General features: G+C 60.6%; 28 protein-coding genes. 14 read left to right on the top strand and 14 right to left on the bottom strand.

The genetic code is table 11. The features are described from left to right. Positions 1 to 113: 113 nt before the first annotated feature. The 9 genes from BS300_RS10245 to nudF all read right to left on the bottom strand — a co-directional run bounded on the left by BS300_RS10245 (position 114) and on the right by nudF (position 6,935). On the bottom strand, positions 114 to 2,123 hold the full coding sequence (locus BS300_RS10245) for an FUSC family protein (protein WP_071912548.1): 2,010 nt from the start codon (positions 2,121 to 2,123) through the stop codon (positions 114 to 116). A gap of 1 nt (position 2,124) precedes the next feature. Then, a complete protein-coding gene (locus tag BS300_RS10240) occupies positions 2,125 to 2,991 on the bottom strand; it encodes an HlyD family secretion protein (protein WP_043849649.1) in 867 nt (288 codons plus the stop codon). Continuing rightward, positions 2,984 to 3,226, bottom strand: a complete 243-nt coding sequence (locus BS300_RS10235) for a DUF1656 domain-containing protein (RefSeq protein WP_033113020.1) — start codon at positions 3,224 to 3,226, stop codon at positions 2,984 to 2,986. The genes BS300_RS10240 and BS300_RS10235 overlap by 8 nt, the downstream gene beginning before the upstream one ends. A gap of 114 nt (positions 3,227 to 3,340) precedes the next feature. Further along, positions 3,341 to 3,742, bottom strand: a complete 402-nt coding sequence (locus BS300_RS10230; RefSeq protein WP_071912546.1) for a GFA family protein — start codon at positions 3,740 to 3,742, stop codon at positions 3,341 to 3,343. Positions 3,743 to 3,778: 36 nt separating this feature from the next. After that, positions 3,779 to 4,402 carry an NUDIX hydrolase gene (locus BS300_RS10225; protein ID WP_071912544.1) on the bottom strand — a complete coding sequence of 208 codons (624 nt, stop codon included), beginning with the start codon at positions 4,400 to 4,402 and terminating at the stop codon, positions 3,779 to 3,781. A gap of 2 nt (positions 4,403 to 4,404) precedes the next feature. Then, entirely contained in the window at positions 4,405 to 4,992 is a 588-nt protein-coding gene (locus BS300_RS10220) for a YqiA/YcfP family alpha/beta fold hydrolase (RefSeq protein ID WP_071912542.1), read from the bottom strand. A gap of 9 nt (positions 4,993 to 5,001) precedes the next feature. Next, entirely contained in the window at positions 5,002 to 5,820 is an 819-nt protein-coding gene (gene cpdA / locus BS300_RS10215; RefSeq protein ID WP_071912541.1) for a 3',5'-cyclic-AMP phosphodiesterase, read from the bottom strand. 22 nt (positions 5,821 to 5,842) lie between these two features. Continuing rightward, positions 5,843 to 6,292 (bottom strand): DUF1249 domain-containing protein, encoded by a 450-nt coding sequence (locus BS300_RS10210; RefSeq protein ID WP_071912921.1) that lies wholly within the window; start codon positions 6,290 to 6,292, stop codon positions 5,843 to 5,845. A gap of 1 nt (position 6,293) precedes the next feature. Continuing rightward, a complete protein-coding gene (gene nudF / locus BS300_RS10205; RefSeq protein ID WP_071912539.1) occupies positions 6,294 to 6,935 on the bottom strand; it encodes an ADP-ribose diphosphatase in 642 nt (213 codons plus the stop codon). Positions 6,936 to 7,240: 305 nt separating this feature from the next. On the opposite strand from nudF, the gene tolC reads away from it, so the two are divergent. Then, a complete protein-coding gene (gene tolC / locus BS300_RS10200) occupies positions 7,241 to 8,566 on the top strand; it encodes an outer membrane channel protein TolC (protein WP_040067069.1) in 1,326 nt (441 codons plus the stop codon). Between the two features lie 115 nt (positions 8,567 to 8,681). On the opposite strand, the gene hldE is transcribed toward tolC, so the two are convergent. Beyond that, positions 8,682 to 10,109 carry a bifunctional D-glycero-beta-D-manno-heptose-7-phosphate kinase/D-glycero-beta-D-manno-heptose 1-phosphate adenylyltransferase HldE gene (gene hldE, locus BS300_RS10195; protein ID WP_071912537.1) on the bottom strand — a complete coding sequence of 476 codons (1,428 nt, stop codon included), beginning with the start codon at positions 10,107 to 10,109 and terminating at the stop codon, positions 8,682 to 8,684. A gap of 238 nt (positions 10,110 to 10,347) precedes the next feature. Here hldE and lpxL point away from each other — a divergent pair, with 238 nt between their 5' ends. The 6 genes from lpxL (at position 10,348) to BS300_RS10165 (ending at position 16,718) form a co-directional block, all read left to right on the top strand. After that, positions 10,348 to 11,271: an LpxL/LpxP family Kdo(2)-lipid IV(A) lauroyl/palmitoleoyl acyltransferase gene (gene lpxL / locus BS300_RS10190; protein WP_071912534.1), complete on the top strand. Its 924-nt coding sequence runs from the start codon at positions 10,348 to 10,350 to the stop codon at positions 11,269 to 11,271. A 640-nt stretch (positions 11,272 to 11,911) separates the two neighbouring features. Beyond that, positions 11,912 to 13,834 carry a PTS mannitol transporter subunit IICBA gene (locus tag BS300_RS10185; protein ID WP_071912532.1) on the top strand — a complete coding sequence of 641 codons (1,923 nt, stop codon included), beginning with the start codon at positions 11,912 to 11,914 and terminating at the stop codon, positions 13,832 to 13,834. Between the two features lie 37 nt (positions 13,835 to 13,871). Further along, positions 13,872 to 15,017, top strand: a complete 1,146-nt coding sequence (locus tag BS300_RS10180; RefSeq protein ID WP_071912530.1) for a mannitol-1-phosphate 5-dehydrogenase — start codon at positions 13,872 to 13,874, stop codon at positions 15,015 to 15,017. 122 nt (positions 15,018 to 15,139) lie between these two features. Continuing rightward, positions 15,140 to 15,661 (top strand): MltR family transcriptional regulator, encoded by a 522-nt coding sequence (locus BS300_RS10175; protein ID WP_005354914.1) that lies wholly within the window; start codon positions 15,140 to 15,142, stop codon positions 15,659 to 15,661. A 169-nt stretch (positions 15,662 to 15,830) separates the two neighbouring features. Beyond that, positions 15,831 to 16,403, top strand: a complete 573-nt coding sequence (locus BS300_RS10170) for a DNA-J related domain-containing protein (RefSeq protein ID WP_071912528.1) — start codon at positions 15,831 to 15,833, stop codon at positions 16,401 to 16,403. Between the two features lie 66 nt (positions 16,404 to 16,469). Then, positions 16,470 to 16,718 (top strand): hypothetical protein, encoded by a 249-nt coding sequence (locus BS300_RS10165; RefSeq protein WP_033113006.1) that lies wholly within the window; start codon positions 16,470 to 16,472, stop codon positions 16,716 to 16,718. Between the two features lie 64 nt (positions 16,719 to 16,782). Here BS300_RS10165 and BS300_RS10160 read toward each other — a convergent pair whose 3' ends face one another. Together BS300_RS10160 and zntB are read right to left on the bottom strand one after the other, a co-directional pair. Then, positions 16,783 to 17,295 carry a mechanosensitive ion channel domain-containing protein gene (locus BS300_RS10160; protein WP_042032677.1) on the bottom strand — a complete coding sequence of 171 codons (513 nt, stop codon included), beginning with the start codon at positions 17,293 to 17,295 and terminating at the stop codon, positions 16,783 to 16,785. A 13-nt stretch (positions 17,296 to 17,308) separates the two neighbouring features. Further along, a complete protein-coding gene (zntB, locus tag BS300_RS10155) occupies positions 17,309 to 18,274 on the bottom strand; it encodes a zinc transporter ZntB (protein ID WP_162516787.1) in 966 nt (321 codons plus the stop codon). A gap of 141 nt (positions 18,275 to 18,415) precedes the next feature. Here zntB and BS300_RS10150 point away from each other — a divergent pair, with 141 nt between their 5' ends. From BS300_RS10150 to BS300_RS10135, 4 genes are all read left to right on the top strand, one after another. After that, positions 18,416 to 18,868: a YaiI/YqxD family protein gene (locus BS300_RS10150; protein ID WP_041209271.1), complete on the top strand. Its 453-nt coding sequence runs from the start codon at positions 18,416 to 18,418 to the stop codon at positions 18,866 to 18,868. Positions 18,869 to 18,977: 109 nt separating this feature from the next. Beyond that, positions 18,978 to 19,247, top strand: coding sequence for a PepSY domain-containing protein (locus BS300_RS10145; protein ID WP_071912525.1), 270 nt, complete (start codon positions 18,978 to 18,980; stop codon positions 19,245 to 19,247). Between the two features lie 44 nt (positions 19,248 to 19,291). After that, positions 19,292 to 19,852 carry a cytochrome b/b6 domain-containing protein gene (locus tag BS300_RS10140; protein WP_071912523.1) on the top strand — a complete coding sequence of 187 codons (561 nt, stop codon included), beginning with the start codon at positions 19,292 to 19,294 and terminating at the stop codon, positions 19,850 to 19,852. Between the two features lie 88 nt (positions 19,853 to 19,940). Continuing rightward, the gene (locus tag BS300_RS10135) at positions 19,941 to 20,441 is read left to right on the top strand and encodes a metal-dependent hydrolase (protein WP_042032684.1); all 501 of its coding nucleotides are present in this window, start codon (positions 19,941 to 19,943) and stop codon (positions 20,439 to 20,441) included. Positions 20,442 to 20,507: 66 nt separating this feature from the next. On the opposite strand, the gene BS300_RS10130 is transcribed toward BS300_RS10135, so the two are convergent. Beyond that, a complete protein-coding gene (locus tag BS300_RS10130; RefSeq protein WP_041209274.1) occupies positions 20,508 to 21,713 on the bottom strand; it encodes a nucleoside transporter C-terminal domain-containing protein in 1,206 nt (401 codons plus the stop codon). Between the two features lie 545 nt (positions 21,714 to 22,258). Here BS300_RS10130 and dbpA point away from each other — a divergent pair. Together dbpA and BS300_RS10120 are read left to right on the top strand one after the other, a co-directional pair. Then, entirely contained in the window at positions 22,259 to 23,638 is a 1,380-nt protein-coding gene (gene dbpA / locus BS300_RS10125; protein ID WP_071912521.1) for an ATP-dependent RNA helicase DbpA, read from the top strand. Positions 23,639 to 23,719: 81 nt separating this feature from the next. Further along, positions 23,720 to 24,010: a YkgJ family cysteine cluster protein gene (locus BS300_RS10120; RefSeq protein ID WP_041209276.1), complete on the top strand. Its 291-nt coding sequence runs from the start codon at positions 23,720 to 23,722 to the stop codon at positions 24,008 to 24,010. On the opposite strand, the gene BS300_RS10115 is transcribed toward BS300_RS10120, so the two are convergent. After that, positions 24,003 to 24,419 carry a hypothetical protein gene (locus tag BS300_RS10115; RefSeq protein WP_071912518.1) on the bottom strand — a complete coding sequence of 139 codons (417 nt, stop codon included), beginning with the start codon at positions 24,417 to 24,419 and terminating at the stop codon, positions 24,003 to 24,005. The two genes, BS300_RS10120 and BS300_RS10115, sit on opposite strands and share 8 nt — an antisense overlap. Before the next feature lie 267 nt (positions 24,420 to 24,686). On the opposite strand from BS300_RS10115, the gene BS300_RS10110 reads away from it, so the two are divergent. Beyond that, positions 24,687 to 26,081: a PepSY domain-containing protein gene (locus BS300_RS10110; RefSeq protein ID WP_071912516.1), complete on the top strand. Its 1,395-nt coding sequence runs from the start codon at positions 24,687 to 24,689 to the stop codon at positions 26,079 to 26,081. Positions 26,082 to 26,154 lie beyond the last annotated feature (73 nt).

Raw genomic sequence — 26,154 nt, 5'->3', positions numbered from 1 at the left:
AGGGCCTTGCGAATTGACGTTTGGGGAGAATCTTACTCGTTGGGAGGGTATTGGACAAACTTGGCTGCGGGAAAGGGTGATCCGGAGGGGATTGTGCCCCTCCGGAGGCTATTTCAGCTCCCCTCGGCAGGGCCCGGCAGCGCCTGTTGCAGCTGGGAGAGCGAGCTTTGCAGCCGCCACACCATGCCTGCCAGCTCTCGCGCCGTGCCATCGCCATGGTTGGCCAGGCCCTGACTGATCCGCTGCAGCTCGGCCAGCGTGCGGTCGAGGGAGGCGTGCTGCACCCCCTGCTCGGTGAGGATCCCCTTCAGGCTGCGGATACAGTTGTCGCGCACCAGATAGAGGAGGTGCTCGTCACCGCGCCACTGGCGCAGCTGCCAGACGATATGGCTGCAGTTGAGCAGCACCACGCCCCAGCGCAGCACCCAGAGGCGGGCGGTCTGATCCTGACTCTGGCCGAGCTGGCTGATGCAGTGGTAGATCAGCGACTCGAACTGGCTCTCGCTCTGGCGCGGGGCTGGCTCCAGTTGCTCCATGAAGTGGCGGCGCAGGGAGCGGATAATCCTGCGGCTCTTGCGCCGATCCGAGCTGGGTCGCAGCAGCTGAAACGCCAGCGCGGCGCTCATCACCCCCAGCATCTGGGCGAGGCTGCTGTTGATGAACTGCTGATAGTCGTAGCTGGGCGGATTGGTGATGGCGAGAAACGAGCCGAGCAGCACGATCATCTGGCCCCAGAGGCCCGCCTGCCGCACCTGCTGCTGTTTGCAGAGCTGCATGGTGAGCAGCGTCGGAAAGAGCAAGAGGCAGAAGATCCAGAAGTCGTCGATGCGGATCATCAGGCCAAACTTGACCGCAAAGCAGATGAGGCTGAGCAGCAGGATCGCCCTGAGCATGGTGTTGGCCCCCTGAGCCGGGGCCGGGGTCGCCGAGTAGAGCACGCAGCAGATGGAGAGCATGGTGAGCGCCGAGCTGCCCGCATCCCACTGACTGTTGATCCAGAAGGTGCAACCGAGCAGCACGCAGAGGAAGGTGCGCCCGCCGTTGTAGGCGGCCTCCAGCGTGTCGGTATGGCTGGTGAGAGAGGTGTGACGGGGCGGCGCCGGCCACTCCTGATCGTCGTAACGGGTCAACCGGTCAAGCCAGCGCTGGCACTCCAGATAGCTCCAGCAGAAGTGGCGCAGCCGCAGCAAAAAGGTGCGCAGCCGGTAATCATGCTCGCTGGTCGGCATCAGGGGAGCCAGCAACCTCGCGACCCGATACTTGTCGCACCCCGGCTTGCCAAGCTCGGTCAGCAAGGTGGCGAGCAGCGCCTGAATGCCTTCCGGTTGTTCCGGCCAGTTGTGCAGCATGCGGCGCTGGCTCGAGATAAGGCTGATCAGGCGCAGCTGGCGATGGAGCAGGAAGTTGAGCAGCCGGTTGTGGCGCCGCAGCCGGTGATGGCTCCAGACCGCCTGTATGCGCAGCACGTTCATGGTGAGGATCTGGCCGATCAGCCCTTCGTGGGAGCTGCGCACCTCGGGCGTCATCTCCCCCAGCCAGAGCAGCTGGGCATGCTCCAGCAGGCGGGCTTGGCTCTTGCGCAGGGATTCCAGCAGGGTTTCGCTGTCCGAGGTGCTGGGCAGGATCATCATCATCAGGCCGCCGCAGAGGATACCGATGATCACCTCGCTCACCCGCGCCTGGGCAATATCGAAGATGTGGTGGGGATCCGCCACATTGACGCAGGAGAAGGCGATGATGGCGGCAGTGTAACCGCCGAGGGCGAAGGCGTAGGAGACGTTGTTCTGATAGTGGTTGGAGATGTAGGTACACAAGCCCAGCCAGAGGGCGATAAGGAAGCTGAACAGCCAGGGATCACTGATGCCAAGACCGGTGATCACCACCGCAGCCATCGCCCCCATCAGGCTGCCAACCACCCGCCCCAGACTCTTGCTGATCACCCCGCCCACGGTGGGAAAACTCACCACCGCGGCCGAACTCATCGCCCAGTAGGGGGAGTCGAGCTGCAGCACGAAGGCTAGCCAGAGCGACAGGCACATTGCCAGGGCATTGCGCAGGGCATAACGCCACTGCCCCCCTGTCGCCTTCCCCCAGGGGGTGCGCAACCAGAACGACTCGCTCACCCTACTCGCCAATGGTGATGGTGCAGGTGGTGCCGGCGATCAGCGTCACGTCCGCCGGCACATCCAGCAGCTTGATCCGCACCGGCACCCGCTGGGCCAGCCGCACCCAGGGCACGTTGGGTTTGACGTCGATCAGCAGACCTTTGCCGCCATCGACGCTCTGATCGTGGATGGCGCGCCCTATGCTCTCCACCTCGCCGCGCAACCGCTGCTCACCGCTGTAGAGCACCACTTCGGCCGGTTTGCCCGGCGCTATGTGGCCAAGCTTGGTCTCTTCAAAGTAACCCTGTACATAGAAGGAGTGAGTATCCACCAGCGCCACCAGCGGCACGCCGGCGCTGGCATAGTTGCCGACCCGGGTCTGCAGGTTGGTGATGTAGCCATCGCTCGCGGCATGCACCCGGGTCTTGGCCAGCGACCACTCCGCCTTCTCCAGATTGGCCTGTGCCACCTGATAGGCCGCTTGCATCGCCTGGGCATTGAGGCGCGCTTCGTCCATCGTCTCGGCTGAGATGACGCTGCGCGACAGGCCGCTACGGCGGTTCGCCTCATGCTCGGCCTTGTCGAGATCCGATTTCGCCTTGGCCAGCGCCGCCCGGGCATTATCGAGGGCGATCCGGTAGGGCTCGGGGTCGAGCGTAAAGATCTCCTCCCCCGCCTTGACCAGCTGGTTGTCCTTCACCGCTATCTTGATGATCTTGCCCGACACCTCGGGGGTAATGCTGACCAGCTCGGCGCGCACCTTGCCATCCCGGGTCCAGGGCCCCTGCATGTAGTAGTTCCACAGCCACCAGCCCGCCGCCAGCGCCAGCGCGCAGACCAGCAGGGTGGAGAAGTATTTGAGGGTCGCGAGAGGTGATTTAGCCATGTAACAGCATCCATAGAGCGCCGCTGACGGCGAGGATAAAGAGGGAGAGATCCATCAGCAAGGGGTGCCAGACATCCCCGCCATAGAGCCAGTCACGCAGCAGATGGTGCACCGGCAGCCAGCAGAGCAGGCCGAGCAGCACCGCCTTGAACAGCGGCGGAAAGTAGAGAGAGGCGCCCAGTACCAGATCCGGCAGCGCAGAAGGAGTTGTCACAAACGTGCTCCCTGTTGGCAGTGAAGTTCAGAAGAGTTCGGCCATCCCCTGCCCCGGGCGAGGCAAAGTAAACAGGCCGCTAAAGATTAACACTGCCCCGCAGGGCGCAACAGGAACATATGAGCCCCTTTTTGTTCAGACCTGTCGATCCGCTGGGTGATGCACACCATCGCGCGTCGGCACCTCCCCCAGCTCGAACGGGTTGACCCCCTCGAGACAGGCGAGGTTGTAGCCATACTCGGCCGGGTTGGAGCGGCGCTGATGGTGGGTATAGATGCCGCAGATACTGCAGAAGTAGTGTTTGGCGGTGCGGGTATTGAACTGGTAGCTGCGCAGCACCTCCTCCCCTTGCAGAATGCGGATGCCGGACAGCGACACCGAGGCGACGATGGCGCCCCGACGTCGGCATAACGAGCAGTCGCAGCGACGCGGATCAACCACCCCATCCGGCAGGGTCAGCTCCAGCACCACGGCGCCGCAGTGGCAGCTGGCCTTGTGCTTCTCTTGAATCGGGGTATTGCCGATGCGCTTGATCATCCTGCCTCCTTGCAGACGGGTTCACTTCCTCAGATGTCAATCAAACAGGGTATCGCGCCGCCCCTGCTGCAAGTGCTCATGGAGGGTGCGCAACTGGGAGGCCACCACCCGATGGCAGGAGAGCGGGGGCAAATCGTCGATGGGGAAGTAACCCGCCCCTTTGGTTTCATCGGTTTCGCCCAGCAGCTGGCCGCCGATCACCTCGCACAGGAAGAACGCCTTGTGAGCGTGGGGCAACTGGGGTGGATGAGGGTGTTTTAGCTTGTCGAACAGCGCCAGCAGTTGCACCGCACGGCACTCAAGGCCGGTCTCCTCCACCACTTCACGCACCACGGCATCCGCCGGCGAGTCGCCGATATCGCACCAGCCACCGGGCAGAGTCCAGCAGTCGTCGCTGCGCTCCTGCACCAGCAGAATATGGCCCGCATCGTTCTGAATGAAGGCCCGCACATCGAGCTTGGGGGTGGGATAATCGCTGTCGAGGGCAATCCAGTCTCTAATGGCTTCCGGCGCCAGCTCGCTCTGGCTGGCGATAAGGGCCACGGTGGCCGCTCGCAGCGCCTCGAAACGGCCGATATCGAAGGGGTCTTTGGAGTAGGTGAGGCCAGCTTGCGCCGTGGCCAGTACCTGTTCCAGATAGGCGGCCAACGGCGGTTGCATGATTAAAGCCCGAGGAAACGGATGATCTGGGCGGGGTAGCGCTCGAACGCCACGAAGGCGTGGTCGCCGCCGCACTCCAGCGAGAGGCGTGCAAAGCGGTATTCGTCCAACGCCTTGCGATAGTCGAGCACCTCATCTCCCTGCTGCTGCAGGATCCAGAGTCGCTCCGGCGCCGTCACCGCTACCGCCAGTGCCCGCAGCTCGTCCATATGTTCAGGCAGCAGTACATACTGCTCACCCGTATAGGGATTGGTCTGGGGGCCGAGGTAGTCACAAAGCAGCTCGTGGGGGCGCACCGCCGGATTGATCAGTGCCGCGCGGCAGCAGTACTGCTCGCTTACCCGGGTCGCCATAAAGCCGCCGAGGGAGCTGCCCACGGCGCCGAGTTTGAACTCGCTGCCATAGCGGCTCTGCAAATTGGCGATGGTCTGCTCGATGGCCGCCCAGGCCGCCGCAGGGGTGTTGGGCTGGGCTGGGATCACCACCTCGATATCGGGTCTGTGCTCTGCCACCCAGGCAGCCATCTGCTGCGCCTTGGCTGAACCGGGCGAGGAGTTGAAACCGTGCAAGTAGAGGAGAACGGGCTTCATGGCGACTCCTCAATAACCGGTGGCATTGGGGTCGGGCACAAACTGCCCCACCGGCAGACGCCACACCTGGCTGGCGATACGACCATCCGGGTAGAGGGTGAGATAGCGCCAGCCCGGGCCGGACTCGTCTAGCGCGAAGCCATCAGAGAGCGGTTTGAACTGGATGCAGGTCGATGGGCTGGCGATCAGCCGCACGCCGCGGTGCACCTCGTCAAACTCCTGATGGACGTGGCCAAACAGGATGGTCTTCTGCTGCGGGTGACGCGCCAGCACGGCAAACAGATCGTCGGCATTCTTGAGATTGTGCTGATCCAGCCAGGCACAACCCACCGGCACCGCCTGATGGTGCAGGGCGATAAGGGCATGGCGATCCGGATACTGACGCAGGGCGCGGTCGAGCGACTCCAGCTGGTGATCGCCGATCATGCCGTGGGGTTTGCCGCGCACCTGGGTGTCGAGCAGGATCACCTGCCAGTGGTCGCCCACCAGCTGCTTGGATTCGCTGATCCCGGCGGCATGGAGCTGCTCGGTCATCAGGGGACTGTCATCATGGTTGCCGGGCAACCAGTAGATGGGGCGGCCAAGAGGCGCCATCATGGAGGCGAAGCGCTGATAGGACTCCGGGCTGTGATCCTGCGACAGGTCGCCAGTCGCCAGAATCACCTCGTAGGGATGGTCGTTGGCCTGCACCCGCTCCAGCACCGCAGCCAGACTCTCGGCGGTACGCACAGCCAGCAGCCGACCCTCGGCACTGGCAAAAAGATGGGTATCAGTAATTTGCAACAGGCGCACACTGCCGTCCTGCGCCTGGGGGAGCTCTGTTTCCAAAATCACGCTTCTTTATATTTGTTCAACTGGAGATATTGATCGGGCTGGTACCATGTCTGAGACAAAATTTTAGCCACTCGGCCAGAAACAGATTTACCTGCTCCTTTTCATCCCGCTGGTGCATCTTTTTATTGGGATAATCATAACGTGGTTGCAAACGGGAAATCTGTTGCGCTGCACACACTTCCGCCATCCGCACATCATGATACAAACGAATCTCTATTTGAGCCTGTAAATATTCGGGCAATTCGGGGTTGTGCTGACTCAAAAGAACCTGAGTTGTGAAGCGGCTCTCACCACAAATGGTGAGCTGGAACTGCAGATCGTTGCCGACCCGATAGCGGCGCTCGGCTCCCACCTCCCCCTGCGGAGGCAGCAGCTTCATCAGCGCCATATAGTTGACCTCGCAGGTACGCTGCAAGGACATCAGGTCAGGCACATAGCGCCTGCTCTGTTGCAGGGTCAGCGCCACCTCAGCGATCCGCCAGCCAGCGGGCACGCAGCTCGCCATGGTTGAGGGCCAGCCACTGCAGGGCAATGACCGAGGCGGCGTTGTCGATACGTCCCTCTTTGAGCCAGGCATAGGCCTGCTCACGGCTCACCACGTGCACCCGGATATCCTCGCCCTCATCAGCCAGACCGTGCAGACCACTCGCCTTGCTGGCATCCACCTCGCCCACATAAACCTCGATCCGCTCGGTGCTGCCACCCGGGCTCACCAGATAGCTGATGGCATGTTCACAGCGGGCAACCTCGATCCCGGCCTCTTCCACCGCTTCGCGGCGCACCACCGCCTCGGCGGTTTCCCCTTCGTCGATGATGCCGGCTACCAGCTCCAGCAGCCAGGGGGTGGAACAGGTCTCCATGGCACCGATACGGAACTGCTCTACCAGCACTATCTGGTCGCGCACCGGATCGTAGGGCAGCAGCGCGGCCGCATGGCCCCGCTCGAACAGCTCGCGGACGATGGGCTGATTCCAGCCACCTGCAAATAACCTGTGTTGCAGGCGATAGACGTTCACCTTGAAGAAGCCGTTATATCCAGCTGATTTTTCAATGATTTTCACATCATCAGCGGCATAGTGCCGATCTTGTGGCAAGGGTTGCTGCGACATCCGGGGCTCCCGTCAGCTTGACTTGTATCAGTTTGACCATAAAATCCGAGGAACATGAATGAACGTTCATTCACTCGGCGTGCCATGGCAATGAGGGGTGGATTTTAGCAGCCACAGACCATTTGGCTAGGCGCGCGGGGAGAAAACTGCCGCTGGTTCTTGACGTTCCCGTTACCGGACCGAAGACTCTTAGCATTAAATTTTGCTTATAGTAGAGTGATTAAGCTGCAATCAAGCTTGGTTGATGACAATATTTGCCCTCTCCAGCAACCGTTTTGGGTTACTACATAAGGTTAAAACGATCTATGAAAAGAACACTTTTGTCCGTCATGGTGTTGCTGGGCGTCAGTGCCGGTGCCCACGCCGAAAACCTGCTCGATATCTACCAGCAAGCACAGATCAAAGATCCGCAGTTGCTGCAATCCAAAGCGGTTCGCGACCAGGCCTTCGAGAAGATCAACGAATCTCGCGCTGCGCTCTTGCCCCAAATCAACCTGGGTGCCGGTCTGAACTACCTGCAGAACAAGAATGATACCCAGACCAACAACAAAGCCTCCGGTTCTATTTCGCTGGATCAATCCATCTATCGTCGCAGCAACTGGGTCAATCTGGATCTGACCGAGAAGGGCGCTACCCAGTCCGATGTCGCCTACAACCTCGAAGTCCAGAACCTGATGGTGCGCAGCGCCACCGCCTATTTCAACGTGCTCAAGGCGATGGATACCCTGGAATTTGTTCGCGCCAACAAGGTTGCCGTGGAGCGTCAGCTGGAACAAACCCAGCAGCGTTTTGAGGTGGGTCTGACCGCCATCACCGACGTCCATGAAGCCGAGGCCTCCCGCGACCAGGCGCTGGCTGACGAGATCAATGCCGAGAACACCCTCGACAACAGCTACGAAGCCCTGCGCGAGCTGACCGGTGTCGATCACCGCAATCTGGACATCCTCAACACCGAGCGTTTCAGCCCGCAGAAGACCGCTTTCGGTTCTGACAAGTGGCTGGAGCTGGCGCTGGACAAGAACCTGCAACTGCACAATGCCCGCATCGCCAAGGACATCGCCAAGCAGCAGATCGATCTGGCCAAGACCGGCCACGAACCGACTCTGGATCTGGGTGCCGGCCTGCAAACCAGCAATACCGACTACAAGCTGGACAGCATTCCGGGTGGCAACGACAACCAGGCCAATATCGGGCTGACCTTCAAACTGCCGCTCTACAGCGGTGGCGCCACCACTTCCCAGGTGAAACAGGCCCAGTTCAACTACGTGGCAGCCAGCGAGCTGTTGGAGAAGAACTTCCGCTCGGTGCAGAGCACAGTGCGTTCCTCCTACAACAACGTGAACGCCAGCATCGGCTCGGTACGCGCCTACAGCCAGTCCGTGGTCTCTGCCGACAGCGCACTGAAGGCAACCGAGGCCGGTTACGAGGTGGGTACCCGCACCATCGTCGACGTGCTGGACTCCACCCGCAAGCTCTACGAAGCGAAGCAGAAGCTCTCCGAGGCCCGTTACAATTACATCCTCAACATCCTGAGCCTGAAGCAGGCTGCCGGTGTGCTGGAAGCGCAGGATCTGGTGGAAGTAAACCAGGGTCTGATGCCGGCTACCGCAAAAGCCAAGACCAAAGCCTGATAGCCGTTATCGGGAATGAAAAAGGCGGCCGCAAGGTCGCCTTTTTTATCCGTGTTTCTATCGGCTTGCTCCCGCTGATAGTGAGCCCCGCCAGATTACTGGGCCAGTGGAGCGGTTAGCTGCGCTCGCGAATCGTCTTGATGATATCGGTGGTGGAGCAGCCATCTTCAAAGTTGAGCACGCGCACCTCGCCGCCATTGGCGGTCACTTCGGCGTAACCGGCAATATCTTCCGGCTTGTAATCACCGCCCTTGACCAGCAGATCCGGCAGGATCTCGGCGATCAGGCGCTGCGGAGTATCCTCGGAGAAGGGCACAACCCAATCCACCGCGCCCAACGCAGCCAGTACGGCCATGCGACGCTCGGTCGGGTTGACCGGACGACCCGGCCCTTTCAGACGGCGGACAGACTCGTCGGTGTTGACCGCCACTATCAGGCGCTCCCCCAGCTTGCCGGCGTTGGCCAAATAGGAGACATGGCCGGCATGCAGGATGTCGAAGCAACCGTTGGTCATCACCACTTTCTCACCGCGCAGACGGGCGGCACGAACTGCCACTTTCAGCTGGGCTTCGGACATGACGCCAAAGCCGGTCTCCTGCTCGGTATAGAGGGCATTGGCCAGCTCGACCGGACTGACGGTAGAGGTACCCAGCTTGCCGACCACGATACCGGCGGCGGTATTGGCCAGCGCACAGGCTTCGTCCAGGCTCTTGCCAGCGGCCAGCGAGGTGGCCAGGGTGGAGATGACGGTATCACCGGCACCGGTCACATCGTAAACCTCGTGGGCCTGAGCCGGCAGATGCAGCTCCGGCTGGCCTTCGCGGATCAGGGTCATGCCGTTCTCGGAACGGGTGACCAGCAGGGCATCCAGCTCGAAGCGCTTGACCAGATCCAGCCCCTTGGCGACCAGCTCCTCCTCGCTCTTCACCTTGCCCACTACAGCCTCGAACTCGGACATGTTAGGGGTCAGCAGAGTGGCGCCGCGATACTTCTCGAAGTCGGTTCCCTTGGGATCGACCAGCACCGGAATGCCGGCGGCGCGGGCACGCTGGATCATGCCGGGCACATCGTTGAGGGCACCCTTGCCGTAGTCGGAGAGGATCATCACGTCACTGTTTGGCAGTGCCTGCTCGACCTTGCTCATCAGCAGGGTGGCATCGACGGAGTGGAAGGGCTCTTCAAAGTCCAGACGCAGCAGCTGCTGGTTGCGGGACAGCACGCGCAGCTTGGTGATGGTCGGGAAGTCGGCCAGACGAACGAAGTCACAGGCGACCTTGACGCCAGCCATCTGGCCAGCCAGCGCATCGGCCGCTTCATCCTGACCGGTCAGGCCAAGCAGCACGGCATGAGCGCCAAGGGCGGCGGAGTTGAGGGCAACGTTGGCGGCACCGCCCGGACGCTCCTCAATGTGTTCAACCTTGACCACGGGCACCGGTGCCTCGGGCGAGATCCGGCCGGTGGGACCATGCCAATAACGGTCCAACATGACATCGCCAACGACCAGGACGCGGGCTTTTTCAAACTCGGGCAGGGTGATCTTCATCTGTATCGACTCTCAAAACCTGAAAAATCAGCCGCCGATTTTATCACACTCTTTTATTTGAGGGAGAAAAAGCAAACTTGTGGTTGCCATTAAGAATGTGGAAGGAAACCCATAGTTACTCTTCGCGCCACACGGACAAGATGCAAGCAGCCCCTCTGACCAGCAGATAGCCATTCGCCCCCGCCCCCCCTTTTCGGCTAGAATCCCCCGATTGTTTTCGCAAGCAAAGAGATTCTCCATGGCCCATGACAACGCTCCCCGCCTCGAGCCCCGCCTGTTTCATCCCCGTTACTGGGCCAGCTGGTTTGGCCTCGGCCTGCTCTGGCTGCTGACTCTGCTGCCGTGGCGCTGCCAGATGTGGCTGGGTCGTCAGCTCGGTCATCTTGCCGCCAAAGTGCTCAAATCACGGGTGAAGATTGCCCGTCGCAATCTGGAGCTGGCGCTGCCGGAGTTGACTCTGGCCGAGCGCGAGAAGCTGCTCAAGCAAAACTTCGAGAGCGTGGGCTGCGCCGTATTCGAGGTGGGTATCGCCTGGTTCTGGCCGGACTGGCGGATGCGCAACCTGATGAAGGTGGAAGGGGAAGAGCATGTCATTGCCGCCATGGAAAAGGGGCAGGGCATGCTGCTGCTCTCCTGCCACTTCCTGACGCTTGAACTCAACGCCCGCTGTTTCGGTCTGGTACGGCCAGGGGTCGGGGTTTATCGCCCCAACACCAACCCGGTGCTGGAGTATGCCCAGTATCACGGTCGCTGCGCCTCCAACAAATATCTGGTAGACCGGATGGACGTGAAGGGGATGATCAAGGCGCTGCGCAACGGTGACGCCCTCTGGTACGCGCCAGATCACGACTATGGCTCCCACGCCAGCGTGTTCGTGCCCTACTTCGCGGTGGAGCAGGCGGCCACCATCACCGGCACCGCCACTCTGGCGAGGGTGAAGAACACCGTCACCCTGCCCTGCTACAACATCCGCACCAGCGAGGGTTACACCCTCCATATCGGAGCGCCCCTCGCCGACTACCCGAGCGGTGATGACATGGTCGATGCGGCTCGCGCCAACCGCGAGATTGAAGCCGCGGTGCGCAAGGCGCCGGAGCAGTACATGTGGCTCCATCGCCGCTTCAAGACCCGCCCCTCCCCCGAGGATGCGGGTTTCTACTAAGCCGCAGCCCCCGACTGGGGCCAGATCGCCAAAACCGACAAACCGCCTGCTGGCGGTTTGTTTTTATCTGCTGTCAGCCCTGTGCGGCAAGAAAGATCCGCCTGCGTCAACCGCACCATAACCTGCTGCACGACCTCCTGCATTCTGCCGACCATTTCCGTCAACCGGCCACAAAAGAGCCATCATCACTGCCTGCAAAAACTGAAAGAGGGTTACAAAACTATTGACTCATTGGTGAGTAGAGAGAGATTTCGATAGATCCATCGTCACTACCCGCTGATGAGTTATTGAGTGATTTGCCCCATTCGAATACAAAAACTGAATTTGTGAAGTAAATCACTTTTACGCAAAGGCACGGCAAAGCTGAGTTGGTGATCTAAATCACAAAAAACGGTCATTAAAAATAGAAAAGATCGAAATGTAGCCGAATTACAGCGAACGAATGTGATCTTCATCACTGGTTGGAGAGGGGGTATGACGGGGTATCTGAGAGATGGATCACAAGACACCCCGTTTTCAGCCTAATTTGATCGCAAGCTGGTAGATTGAAGTTGCTTAGACGACAGGGATGGAGGTTCGGCAAAACCGGCCATCCCGAACTACCACTTTTAATCAAACAGGCTTAAAACGGGGTCCCAACATGTTATCACCGGATACCAAAGTCAAGATACAGAATTTTGGACGCTTCCTGTCCAATATGGTCATGCCCAACATAGGCGCCTTTATCGCCTGGGGCTTTATTACCGCCCTCTTTATCCCCACCGGCTGGCTGCCCAATGAAACCTTGGCCAAGCTGGTCGGCCCCATGATCACCTACCTGCTGCCGCTGCTGATTGGCTACACCGGCGGCAAGCTGATGGGCGGTGATCGTGGCGGCGTGGTTGGTGCCATCACCACCATGGGCGTCATCGTGGGGACCGACATCCCGATGTTCATGGGCGCCATGATGGTCGGCCCGCTCGGTGGCTGGGCCATCAAGCGCTTCGACAAGGCGATGGACGGTCGCGTCAAGAGCGGCTTCGAGATGCTGGTCAACAACTTCTCCGCCGGCCTTATCGGCATGCTGCTGGCAATCCTCGCCTTCTTCGTGATCGGCCCCTTCGTCAAGGTGCTCTCCGGCGTGCTGGCCGGTGGCGTCGGCTTCCTGGTGGATAACCACATGCTGCCGCTCACCTCCATCTTCGTTGAACCGGCCAAGATCCTGTTCCTCAACAACGCCATCAACCACGGCATCTTCTCGCCGCTGGGGATCCAGCAGGCGACCGAGCACGGCAGCTCTATATTCTTCCTGATTGAAGCAAACCCGGGCCCGGGCATGGGCGTACTGCTGGCCTACATGGTGTTCGGTCGTGGCGCCGCCAAGCAGTCCGCTGCAGGTGCCTCCATCATTCACTTCTTCGGCGGCATCCACGAGATCTACTTCCCGTACGTGCTGATGAACCCGCGTCTCATTCTGGCGGTGATCGCCGGCGGCATGACCGGGGTCTTTACCCTGACCCTGTTCAACGCAGGTCTGGTCTCCCCGGCCTCACCGGGTTCCATCTTCGCCGTGCTGCTGATGACGCCGAAGGCCTCCCTGATCGGGGTGCTGCTCTCCATCACAGCCGCCACTCTGGTCTCCTTCCTGGTTGCTGCCGTGTTCGTCCGCGCCCAGCAGCCGGAAGCCGACGAGGCCGATGCCCTCGGTGAAGCTACCCGCAAGATGAAAGCCATGAAGGGCGGCAAGCCCGAAACCGCAGCGGCCAAGAAGCCGGGCGGTGAACTGATGGCAGTGCGCAATATTGTGGTCGCCTGTGATGCGGGCATGGGTTCCAGCGCCATGGGCGCCGGCATGCTGCGCAAGCGGGTACAGGCCGCTGGCCTCGACATCAGCGTCACCAACCGCGCCATCGATCAGCTCGACGATCAGGTGGACTGGGTCATCACCCACAAGGATCTGACCGAGCGGGCCCGTCGCCATGCGCCGCATGCCCACCATATTTCGCTGACCAACTTCCTCGACAACGGTCTCTATCAGGAGCTGGTACAGAGCCTGACTCAGGCCGCCAACGATGACGTCGCCAACCCGCAACTGCTGGTGGCGGCCAACGACGACAGCTATGAGCCGCAAGCGGCCGAAGTCTTTACCCTGAGCCGTCATGACGTGCATCTGGGACTGAAAGCCGACAACAAGGAGGCCGCCATCCTGACCGCAGGCCGGCTGCTGGCCGAGCGCGGCTATGTGGCACCCGACTACGTCAACGCCATGCTGGAGCGTGAACAGCTGGTCTCTACCTACCTCGGCGAATCCATCGCCGTGCCCCACGGCACCATCGCCGCCAAGGAGTTTGTGAAGCGTACCGGCATCGTCATCTGCCAGTACCCGGCCGGGGTCGCCTTTGGCGAAGCTGCCGATGAGGTGGCGCGGCTGGTGATCGGTATCGCCGCTCGCAACGACGCACACATGCAGGTGATAACCCGCCTGACCAATGCACTGGATGAACCCGGTCTCATCGACCGGCTGGCCAGCACCACGGATCCCCAGGCCTTCCTGGATCTGCTGGGTGCCGAACAGGCTGCGTAATCATCTTTCATCGTCTTTGGTTCAAGAGGTTAATATCATGAAAACATTGCATTTTGGTGCTGGTAACATCGGTCGCGGCTTTATCGGCAAAGTGCTGGCGGATGCCAGCCATCAGGTCACCTTCGCCGACGTCAACGACACCCTGATCGACCAGCTCAACCACCGTCAGGAGTACAAGGTTCATGTGGTAGGGGCGGATCAGAAACTGGACGTGGTGCGCAACGTGGCGGCGGTGAGCTCCGCCGGTCACGAGGTGATCGCCCGTATCATCACCGCCGATCTGGTCACCACCGCGGTCGGCCCCAACATTCTCGACAAGATTGCCAGCACCCTGGCCAAGGGGCTGCAGGCTCGCTTCGATGCCGGCAACCTGACACCGCTCAATGTCATCGCCTGCGAAAACATGGTACGCGGCACCAGCCACCTCAAGCAGGAGGTACTCAAGTACCTGCCGGTCGCGTATCATGCCACGCTCGAATCCTGCATCGGCTTCGTCGACTCGGCGGTGGATCGCATCGTGCCGCCCGCCGCAGCTGCCAACGATGACCCGCTGGAAGTGACGGTCGAGAGCTTCAGCGAGTGGATCGTCGACCAGACCCAGTTCAAGGGAGAGCTGCCACAGGTGGCGGGCATGGAGCCCACCGACAACCTGATGGCCTTCGTCGAGCGCAAGCTGTTCACCCTCAACACCGGCCACATCGTCACCGCCTATCTCGGCAAGCTGCGGGGCTATCGCACAGTGCGCGAGGCGATCGAAGATCCGGTGATCCGCAGCAAGGTGCGCCGCGCCATGGAGGAGAGCGGTGCCGTGCTGGTAAAACGCTATGGCTTCGACCCGCGCCTGCACGCCGCCTATATCGAGAAGATCCTGGCCCGCTTCGCCAACCCCTATCTGGTGGACGAGATTGACCGGGTCGGCCGTCAGCCACTGCGCAAGCTGGCGGCGGGGGATCGACTGGTGAAACCGCTGCTCGGCACCCTGGAGTACGGCCTGCCCAACGAGCAGTTGCAGGAGGGGATCGCCGCGGCGCTCCACTATCGCAATGCCGATGATCCGCAGGCGGTCGAGCTGCAACAGCTGCTGGCGGAGTTTGGCCCGGCCAAAGCGTTGGCCCGCGTCACCGGACTGGATGCAGAGAGCGAAATCGTCCGCACCATAGTGGCTCGTTACGAGACCTTGTAATACCCTGCTGGCGGCGCATGACCGGATGCTCCAATTGATTGAATCGCAAGGAAATGCGCCCCATATGATAAAAACCGGGAGAGAGGCTGACTCTCTCCCTGTCAGCTGGACCCAATGCACCTATGACCACACACCAGGAAGATGAAGTACTGGAACGACTGAACGAGCAGGATGGCCCTCGCGGCTTCTTTCTCGAAGCCGTGACCATCCTGGAAGAAGCGGTCGACTCCCTGATGCGACGCGCCTTTCGTCAGGAGGAGTATGCCGTCAAATACGCCATCGAACCCCTGCTCAACCAGAGCGGCCCCCTCGGCCAGCTGGAGGTGCGCCTCAAGCTCATCTTCGCCCTCGGCCTCATCTCCCTTGAGCGCTATCAGGATCTGGAAGCCTATCTCAAGATCCGCGACTTTCTGGTGCGCGACCCCAAGGATTACCGCTTCAGCGACAAGCCGATCCGCGATCTGCTCGACCGCCTGCACGGGGTCAATCAGGGCGGCATGATGAAGCTGGAGCCCCCCGCCAGCGAAGAGGATTGGGCCTTCTACCAGATGCAGCTCAACCGGCTCGATCAGATGGTGCGCTCCGCACTGGTACTGGCGCTGGCCGACTGTGTCGGCGAACTCCACAAGGAGAGCCCCATCTAATCCGGCCACATGAAATGACATGACCGCCTGCTGGCGGTCTTTTTCTGCGCCTACCTTGCCACTGCGTCTTGCCCCACCCTCTGACTGATGTCACTCTGGCTCATCACCCCCTCGCCTGTACGGTGGCCCCAGCTGTCACAACAACTCTCATCCGGAGGAATCGCACCCCATGAGCGACCAGAGCGCCAACCCGCTGATCGCCCCGCTGCTGGCACTGCTGCAACGGGCTGATGGCAGCTACAAGGTGCACGAGCTGATGGCGGCACTGCGCCTGCAGGGGGCGATTCCGCAGCTGGCTGACGATGAGCAGATCCAGCTGTTTCGGCTCAACTTCCTCATCATGAACGCCCTCTACCAACTGCAGGCCGAGCTTTATGAGGAGGGTTGGTGGCTGGTGATAAGCACGCTGGATATCCGCCTCGAACCGCTTGCTTCCAACGCTGATGCGGGGAGTGCACTCGTCCGGGGCGAGGCGCTGCGCAGCTACTACCTCGACTGGCAGGTGTTCTGGCAGACCGGCCGGGAGGAGGTGGAAGCCCTGCTTGCAAGCTTCTGGCGCACCTGCGATGGTGCGGGACAACGAGAGGAGGCGCTGGCCCTGTTCGGGCTGGCGATGGATGCCACGCCAGAGGCCATCCGTCGCCGCTGGCGGGAGCTGGCCCTTGCGCATCACCCGGATCGGGGGGGCGATGCCGAGACCTTTATTCGCATCCGCTGGGGCTGGGAGTGCCTGCGCGGATGATCCGGTTGCCGCCCGCGGGGTGACAGGCATAGACTGGAACCGGATATCCCCTCACAGGAGAGCATCATGACAGTCAGTGAACTTCGTAAGCTCTATCAGCAACATATCCTGCAAGAAGCCGAAATCCTCCACGACGTTGCCATTCCCGGCTGGCTCATCGAATTTCGCGACAAAAAGGGCACCCTGTATGAACTGACCGATACCCTCGGCTGCCCGGTCAGCTTCGGCACGGTCGATCAGGCGCGCGAACATGTGCATCTGGTGGCGGACTGCCCGGTGCAGGTGGAGCACCTCTACCGCTTCTTCGAACGCTAACCAGTTCCATCGTTAAAAAGGCTCCCGAGGGAGCCTTTTCTGTTCCGGTTGTGTTCCATTCCGCTTATTCCGGTTGCAACGGTTCCGGCGCTTTGGACTCCAGCTTTCTGACTGGCTTTTGCAGGATCAGGTTGGCCGGATAGGTGACCAGATCGCCGTTGTCATCGCGCACCCGCACATAGAAGAGACCAATCTCGGTGATGACGCCGGTGACCGAATCATCCTTGTCGAGGATGCGGATCCGGTCGCCAATCTTGTAGGGAAAGGCGAAGAAGATGGTGATGCTGGCGGTGATGTTGGAGAGGATCGACCACTGCGCCACCATGGCCACGCCCAATACCGCGAAGAAGGAGGAGGCGAGCACCACCAGCCGCGAGAAGTCGAGCCCCCACACCCCGGCCAGTATCAGCAGGGTGGCGCAGCCGAGCAGGAAGTGGAAAACGTGGGCCACGTAAATGACCCGGTTCTCGCTTACCTGCCGGCTCTGGCCAAGGGCCATCAGGCTCTTATGGATGAGTCGCCGGATCAGGGTGTGACCCAGCAACAGCAGCAGGGTCAAACCGATGGATTGCCACATGGTTCGCTCCTCCCTACCACCAGCGTCTATGTTTGAGCCAGAACGCCAGCCCTACCGCCATCACCACCAGAGAGCAGCAGAAAACCCAGAAGGCGGTCGGGCTCTCGGCCCCCGGCATTCCACCGAGGTTGATGCCAAACAGGCCGGTCAGGAAGCTGGCGGGCAGAAACAGCAGCGCCATCACCGACATCTGGTAGGCACGGCGGTTGGTCGCCTCTGCCATCAGGTTGTTGATCTCGTCCGCCAGCACGGCAGTACGCGCTACCCCGGCATCGAGGTCGTCGAGCCAGCGCCGCAAGCGGTCGGCGATGTCGAGCAGACGACGGCGGTCATCCTCATCCAGCCAGCTGATCTTCTCATTGGCGAGGCGCGCCACCAGATCCCGCTGGGGCGAGAGGTAGCGGCGGATCATGATGAGCTGCTTGCGGATTAGCGCCAGTCGGCCATTGGCCGGCATGTCACGCATCAGCACCATCTCTTCCAGTTCGAGGATCTGGTCGTGCAGCTCCTCGACAAATTCGCCGGCGCGATCGGTCAGGGCATCGCAGATCTCCACCAGCCAGTCAGCCGGGCTATCTGCGCCGCCGCCCAGCTTGAGCTGGTTGAAGACATCCTGTTCGGAGAGCAGCGGCCGGCGCCGGCTGCTGATGATGAGATCCGGGGTGATGTAGATGCGCAGCGCCACCATCTCTTCCGGTCGGTGATCCTTGTTGCGGTTGATGCCGCGCAGGATCAGCAGCACAGTCTCCCCCATCCGGACCAACTTGGGTCGATTGCTCTGGCCGAGCAGCGACTCTTTTGCAGCCTCGTTGAGTAGCGGCGTCTGCAGCAGCCAGCGTGCCGCCTCCGGATTGCCGTAGTCCAGATGCAGCCAGCCCGGCTGCTGCTCCGGAATCTCGCTTCCCGCCGCCAGCGGCGTCATGCCGCCCTTGCCATCCAGGGTCAGGGCATAAATTACATCACTGGGCACCCGATCCATCTCGTCTCCTTCTCGTGTCACATGCAGCCCCCAGCTTACACGAAAGGCGGGGCCGACTCAGCCCCGAGCCAGCCTCGGGGGGATTTGTGCTACCATGCGCGCTGCCATTTTGTCGTCCGTTTGACTACAGGAAACCATGCCATGCCTATCTGGGTTGATGCCGATGCCTGCCCCATTCCGGTCAAGGAGATCCTCTACCGCGCCGCCCACCGCGCCCAGGTGGTGACCACCCTGGTGGCCAATCAGGGACTGCGGGTGCCCCCCTCGCCTTTCATCAAAACCCAGCAGGTGGAGAAAGGCTTCGATGTGGCAGATCATGTCATCGCCCAGCAGGTCAAACCCGGCGATCTGGTGATCACCGGCGACATTCCCCTCGCCTCCTGGGTGATCGATGCTGGTGGCGAGGCGCTCAATCCCCGCGGCGAGATCTACACCCGCGAGACCATCAAGGCGCGTCTTGGCATGCGCAACTTCATGGAGGAGCTGCGCTCAGCCGGAGTACAAACCGGCGGCCCCGCCCCCTTCAACGCCGCCGACAAGCAGCGTTTTGCCAATGCCCTCGACAAGTGGCTGGTCAAGGGCAAGCTGGACTAAACACAGCCCCGGTGCAAGCCGGGGAAAATATCCTCCCCCTCTTAACGTTGTCTTAAGTCTTGCCGCCTAACCTTGTCGCTGTTGCAACATCAACCGCAAGGAGCAAGCAATGAAACTGACCCCCCTGTTGTTACTGATCCCCCTGTTGAGCGGCGCAGCCCTGGCCGATCCCCAATGTACCCGGACCGACAAGAGCAAATGGCTGAGCGAGGCCGATGCCCAACAGCAGATCAAGGCGATGGGCTACGACATCAAGAAGTTCAAGGTCACCAAGACCAACTGCTACGAGATCTACGGCTGGGACAAGGAGAAGCGCAAAGTCGAAATCTACTTTGATCCGACCGACCTGAAGAAAGTGAAGGAAGAGATCGACGAATAGCGCAGTAACGGGCCGCGCTGGCGGCCCCTCCATGGAGTCTTGCCATGACAACCTCATCTGAAGTGAAAGTGTGGGATCCCCTCATCCGGCTGTTTCACTGGGCCACCGTCACCCTTTGCCTGCTCAACTTCTTCGTGCTGGAAGAGGGGAGCAAGCCCCACCGCTACGTCGGTTATATCCTGGCCCTCCTGCTACTGGTGAGAGTGGTATGGGGCTTTGCCGGCTCCTACTACGCCCGCTTCGGCCAGTGGTGGCCAACCCCGGGCAAGGTGCGAAGCTACCTCCAGCAGCTGCTAAAAGGCCGTCACCCCTACTATCTGGGCCACAACCCGATGGGAGCCCTGATGATCTGGCTGCTGATCCTGCTGCTGGTGAGCACCATCACCACCGGCTGGCTCACCACCTGGGATGCCTTCTGGGGTGAAGATTGGCTGGAAGAGCTGCACGGCACCATCGCCAACGCCCTGCTGGCAGCCGTCGGCGTCCACGCCGCCGTAGTGATCCTGACCGACCGCCTCACTCGCAGCGACCTGCTGCGCGCCATGATAGTGGGCAAAAAACGGGTGCCTGCCGACGCCAGAGTGGAAGACCCGCGCAACGATTGAGCGGGTCGACCCGCCAGCCCCGCTTTTTTGCTGCAACGGGCTACAACACTGGTAAGATGCGCCGCCATTTTCCCATGTTGTAGCCACCATGACCGCCCAAGGGCACCTGCTCTTCTCCGTTACCTGTACCCTGATCGCCCACAAACTGCAGCTGACACCGGCCCTGGCCGATGCCAGCCTGTGGCAGAGCATCCCGATCGCGCTGGCCAGCGCCCTGCTGCCGGATCTCGACCACCCCAAATCGCTGCTGGGGCAGCAACTGCCGTGGATCTCCAAGCCCCTGTCGCGCCTCTTTGGCCATCGCGGCTTCACCCACAGCCTGCTGGCGGTCGCTGCTGCCATCTGGGGGCTCAACCAGCAGCTGCCGCCCGATACCTTGCCGGTCGGGGTCAAGGATGCCCTTATCGTCGGCTACTTGAGTCATCTGCTGGGGGACTGGCTCACCCCGGCAGGCATTCCGCTCTTCTGGCCCATCAAGCGCCGCTACCGCCTGCCGGGCTGGCCGCTCAAAAGCGGTGGCACCATCGAAACCGGCTTTTGCACCCTCACCCTGCTGGTCGCGGGCTGGTGGTGTGGCTGGCACCTGTAAGCCAGAAACAAAAAAGGCCCCTGACCGAAGTCAGGGGCCTAAACAGTGGCAAGTGCCACTAGAGGATCAGAGCATGATGCCTGCGATAACTGCGGAGAGCAGGCTGACCAGCGTAGAACCGTATACCAGCTTCAGACCGAAGCGGGAGACCATGTTGCCCTTCTCTTCGTTCAGCGCTTTTACCGCACCGGCGATGATGCCGATGGAGCTGAAGTTGGCGAAGGAGACCATGAAGATGGAGAGGATGCCGACGGTGCGCGGAGAGAGCTGAGCAGCAACCTTGCCCAGATCCATCATGGCCACGAACTCGTTGGTCACCAGCTTGGTCGCCATGATGGAGCCCGCTTGCAGCGCTTCACCACTCGGGATACCCAGGATCCAGGCGATCGGATAGAAGATGTAACCCATGACATACTGGAAGTTGACGCCAAATGCCATCTCGAACAGGTAGTTGACCAGCGCGATCAGGGCGATGAAACCGACCAGCATGGCAGCCACGATAACGGCGACGGAGAAACCGGCCATGATGTACTCGCCCAGCATCTCGAAGAAGTTCTCTTTCTTCGGAGTATGGTGCTCGTCACCCTCGGACAGCGCCTTGGCGTCAGTCACGGTATTGTCCGGCTCGTAGGGGTTGATCAGCGACAGCACGACGAAGGTACTGAACATGTTGAGCACCAGCGCGGCGACCACGTAGCGCGGCTCGATCAGCTGCATGTAGGCACCGACGATGGACATGGAAACGGTGGACATGGCTGTGGCGGCCAGGGTGTACATCTGCTTCTCGTTCAGGTGCGGCAGAATGTTCTTGAGCGCGATGAAGTTCTCGGACTGACCGACGATCATGGAGCTGATGGCGTTGAAGGACTCCAGCTTACCCATGCCGTTGATCTTGGCCAGCACAGTACCGATGCCACGGATCACCAGCGGCAGCAGACGGATGTACTGCAGAATACCGATCAGCACGGAGATAAAGACGATAGGCATCAGCACCATCAGGAAGAAGGAGAAGGCCCCTTCGTTGACCAGACCACCGAACACAAAGTCGGTACCCTGTTTGGCAAACTCCATCAACTTGGTGAAGCCGGCGGCAAAGCCACCCACGACTGCCAGACCCACTTCGGAGTTCAGCATGAACCAGGCCAGCGCCAGTTCGACCACCAACAGTTGGCCGATATAACGCAGCTTGATCTGTTTCCAGTTGTGGCGGTTAGCCAGCAGAGAGAGGGCAAGGACCATTACCAGTCCGAGCACAAAGTGAACGTATTCCATACCAGTAGCACCTGAGTAAATTGTATTTTTTGACGGCGCCATCATAGACATTTGCATATTTAAAAATCAGATAGCCATCACAATCCTGCTCAATAATATGCATGCTAGATAATACAAACGTTTTTAAATTAATTAAGCAATAAAACCATATTAATCATGCAACATCATCACCAACAAACTTCATATAAAACATAGCGATAGAAAATAAACGGATGTAAGCAACGATACCGACCGATATTTTCATATCATTTTCATAACAGCCAGTTAATTGCTCTACCCCCATTTGCGCCGTTTTTTCACCCGATAATTTAATCGATCTAAGCGAAAAACGTTTATCTGCGATGAATAATTAAAAACACGTTTAAAAAATGCCTGCTATTTATTCCCGGTCTCTCGTGTTTGTTACTTTGGCGACAAATGACCCCGAGATGACCCGATGCGGACCAGTCGTTCAAATTTCCGCCACATCCTGCGCCGGATTCTGGTATGATGCGCGCCCCTGGCGCCATGGCGCTGCCCGTTTTTCTCCGAAATAGAGCCTTTTTGTGAACAACAGCGAATTTAGCAGCCTGAACCTCTCCCCCGCCCTGCTCGAGAACCTCACCACTCTGGGTTATCTGCAGATGACCCCGATCCAGGCTCAAAGCCTGCCTCTGGTACTCGACGGCAAAGACTTGATCGCCAAGGCAAAAACCGGCAGCGGCAAGACCGCAGCCTTCGGCCTCGGCCTGCTCTCCAGCCTCGACGTCAACCGGCTCGAGGTACAGGCGCTGGTACTCTGCCCGACTCGCGAACTGGCGGATCAGGTGGCGACCGAGATCCGTCGTCTCGCCCGCACCCTGCCCAACGTCAAGCTGGTGACCCTGTGCGGCGGCACCCCGACCGCACCGCAATCGGCCACCCTGAGCTTTGGCGCCCACATCGCCGTCGGCACCCCGGGCCGCATTCTCAAGCATCTGGAGCAGGGCACTCTGGAGCTGGATAGCCTCAAGACGCTGGTGCTGGATGAAGCAGACCGCATGCTGGACATGGGCTTTGGCGAAGACATCAACCGGGTCATCAGCCATGCCCCGCGCGACCGTCAGACTCTGCTCTTCTCCGCCACCTATCCAGAGGGGATTGCCCAGATGAGCCGCGGCGTGCAGCGCAATCCGGTCGAGGTAAGCGTAGAGGCACTCCATGAAGAGAGCGCCATCGAACAGAAGCTCTATGAAGTACCGGCCGGTCAGCGCCTCGACGCGCTCACCTGGCTGCTGAGCCACTATCAGCCAAGCTCCTGCGTGGTGTTCTGCAACACCAAGCGGGCCTGCAATGACGTGGCCGATCACCTGGCCGCCAAGGGCTTCTCGGCACTGGCGCTGAACGGCGATCTGGAGCAGCGCGAGCGGGATCAGGTGCTGGTGCGTTTTGCCAACGGCAGCGCCACCATTCTGGTCGCCACCGACGTGGCGGCTCGCGGCCTCGACATCAAGGAGCTGGGCGCCGTCATCAACTACGAGCTCACCTATGACCCGGAAGTGCACGTACACCGCATCGGTCGTACCGGCCGCGCCGGTCAGCAGGGTCTGGCCCTGAGCCTCTATCAGCCGAATGAAGCGCAGCGGGTAAACCTCATCGAGGAGTACCAGCAGGCACCTATGCCGCTGGGGGATCTCGATGCCATCGGCCGTGCCATCAAGCCGCTGGCGCCGCAGATGGTGACCCTCTCCATCGATGCGGGCCGCAAGACCAAGGTGCGCGCTGGCGATATCCTGGGTGCCCTGACCGGTGAAGGCGGCATTGCCGGCGCCGACGTCGGCAAGATCCAGATCTCCGAGCAGTACTCCTACGTCGCGGTCAAACAGAGCGTGGCCAAGGCTGCACTCAAGCGGCTGCAGGAAGGCAAGATCAAGGGCCGCAGCTACCGCGCCCGCAAACTGGGCTAAGGTTCATCCTGCCCGGACACAGGCGCCGTCACGGCGCCTGTTTCATATCCATCAATGCCGCTATCCGGCCAGAGAGACAACATGCCCCGGACAACCCAGCCAGCCGTCAGCTGCCAGAATTGCGAAGCCTGCTGCTGCCGTCTCGAAGTGATGATCATTACCGATACCGGCGTGCCGGATCGCTATATCGAGGAGCGGGAAGGCGAGGTGCCGGTTATGCATCGGCTGGAAGATGGCTGGTGCGCGGCGCTCGACCGCAACACCATGATGTGCCGCATCTATGAAGTCAGACCGCTGATCTGCCGCGATTTCGAGATGGGGGAACCCGACTGCATCGACGAGCGGGACAAGTGGTTTATCAACCTCAGCTGACGTGAGTGGCTCGGCTGTTCACTGCGCAGAGTGATAGCTCCTGCTCCAGCCAGCGAATGGCGGCCCCCTCCTGCTCGAAATAGCGCACAGCCCGAAACGGCAAGCCTTTGAAGATTTGATCGGCCAGATAGCGCTTGAATCCCCCCGACAGCACAACCGCCAGAAAGAGACAGCCGTTCTCGGCACACCAGCCAAACTGGCGGCGAAAACGGGTCAGTACCTCGGGCCCGGCCGCTTCAAACTCGGTCGCCACCTCGACGATTCCCCAGGGATGCGCCGCCAACCCGGTCAGCTCACGGGCAAAGTGCGCTTCATAGGCGGCTGCCCCCGCCAGATTGAAGGGGCCGCTCGGCCGACAGATCATCATCTGTCCCCTGCGTTCCATCTCGAATTGACCGTGCGGCTGCATCCTTGCGTCCCTCTTTTTATTGGCATCCGAAATCTGATTGTTACCATAACGTAATAATTTATATGAAAAAGTCCAGATAAATCCGGTCTCCCTCCAGCCCTTCCAGAGCGGGTTATGCCTCGAATATCCCGCTGGCGGCACCGTCTCGCATGGTCAGATGAATAGCCAAAATGTGTGATTGCAGTTAACGAAACGTTGCTGCTATTATCCGCGCCACCACAAACCTTCCACCTACAGAAATGTTTGAACACTCAACAAGGACGGGCAATGAAAAGCAGGGATTCTAACCACTACCAGCGGATCTGGCGCTGGCACTTCTATGCAGGGCTCTTTGTCGCCCCCTTTCTGATCCTGCTGTCACTAACCGGGATCGTCTATCTGTTCAAACCCCAGCTCGACAACCTGATGTATCCCGAGCTGATGAAGGTCACCCCCGCCAGTCAAACCCTGAGTGCCGACCAGCTGCTGGCCAAGGCCATGATCGCCATGCCGGACGCCAGCCTGCGCAAATATCTGCCGCCTGCGGCAGCAGACCAGAGCGCCCAGTTCATCGTCAATCAGGGGGATCGCGAGCTGACCCTGTTTCTCGATCCCGCCAGCGGCGCCCTGCTCGGTACCATGGATAACAAGTGGAATCTGCAGGCAGTCGCTCGCGCTCTGCACGCCGAGCTGCTGCTCGGCACCACCGGAGATCGGCTGATCGAGCTGGCAGCCGGCTGGGGCATAGTGTTGCTGCTGAGCGGACTCTATCTCTGGTGGCCCCGCAAGGGGCCCGGTGTGGGCGGCATCCTCTGGCCCAGAGTGAGCCAGCGTGGCCGCCTCTGGTGGCGCGATTTGCACGCCGTTATCGGCTTCTGGGGCGCAGGTTTCCTGCTGCTGCTGCTCTTGAGTGGCATGACCTGGACCGGCTTCTGGGGCGATCAGTTTGCCGCGGTCTGGAACCGCTTCCCGGCCGCCATGTGGAACGAGGTGCCCAAATCGGCACCGCTGGCCCGCAGCCTGAATCAGGCCCATGAGCAGACCGTCCCCTGGGCGGTGGAGAACACCCCCATGCCCAGCTCGCAGCCGGTCGATGAGGGGCACGATCACGGCGCCATGAACCATGGCGAGCACGAGGGAATGGTGATGGCCAGCCAGCGGATCCCGCTGCAACAGGTAGTGGATATCGCCACAGCCAGGAAGGTGAGTCCGGGGTACAGCATCACCCCGCCGGTCGGCACCACAGGTGTCTATACCCTCGCGATCTTTGCCGATGATCCGCGCAACGACGCTACCCTGCATATCGATCAATACAGCGGCAAGGTGCTGGCCGATGTGCGCTGGCAGGATTACGGCCCGGTCGCCAAAACGGTGGAGAGTGGCGTCATGCTGCACATGGGCAAGCTCTACGGCTGGCCCCACCAGCTTGCCATGCTGCTCATCTGCCTGATGGTGCTGGCCAGCGCCGTGAGCGGCCTCTGGATCTGGTGGTGCCGCCGCCCGCAGGGGCGTCTCGCCGCACCGCCACTGCCCGCCAAACTTCCGCCTATGCGTGGCGCCATCGCCCTGCTGATCCTGCTGGGCATTGCCTTCCCGCTGGTGGGTGCCTCGCTGGTCGCCATCTGGCTGCTGGATACCCTGCTCTTCTCCCGCCGGACTCCGGCGCTGGCCAAGGCCAGCTGAGCTGCCTCGATAACGACCAAAAAGGGCTCCCGTTCGGGAGCCCTTTTCATTTATCGCCGTTCCATCCAGCAGG

It is taken from the genome of Aeromonas sp. SCS5, assembly GCF_001887375.1.
Classification (GTDB): Bacteria; Pseudomonadota; Gammaproteobacteria; order Enterobacterales; family Aeromonadaceae; genus Aeromonas; species Aeromonas jandaei.
The sequence above is the reverse complement of the archived record's forward strand: the minus strand, read 5'-3'. Positions and strand labels throughout refer to the sequence as shown.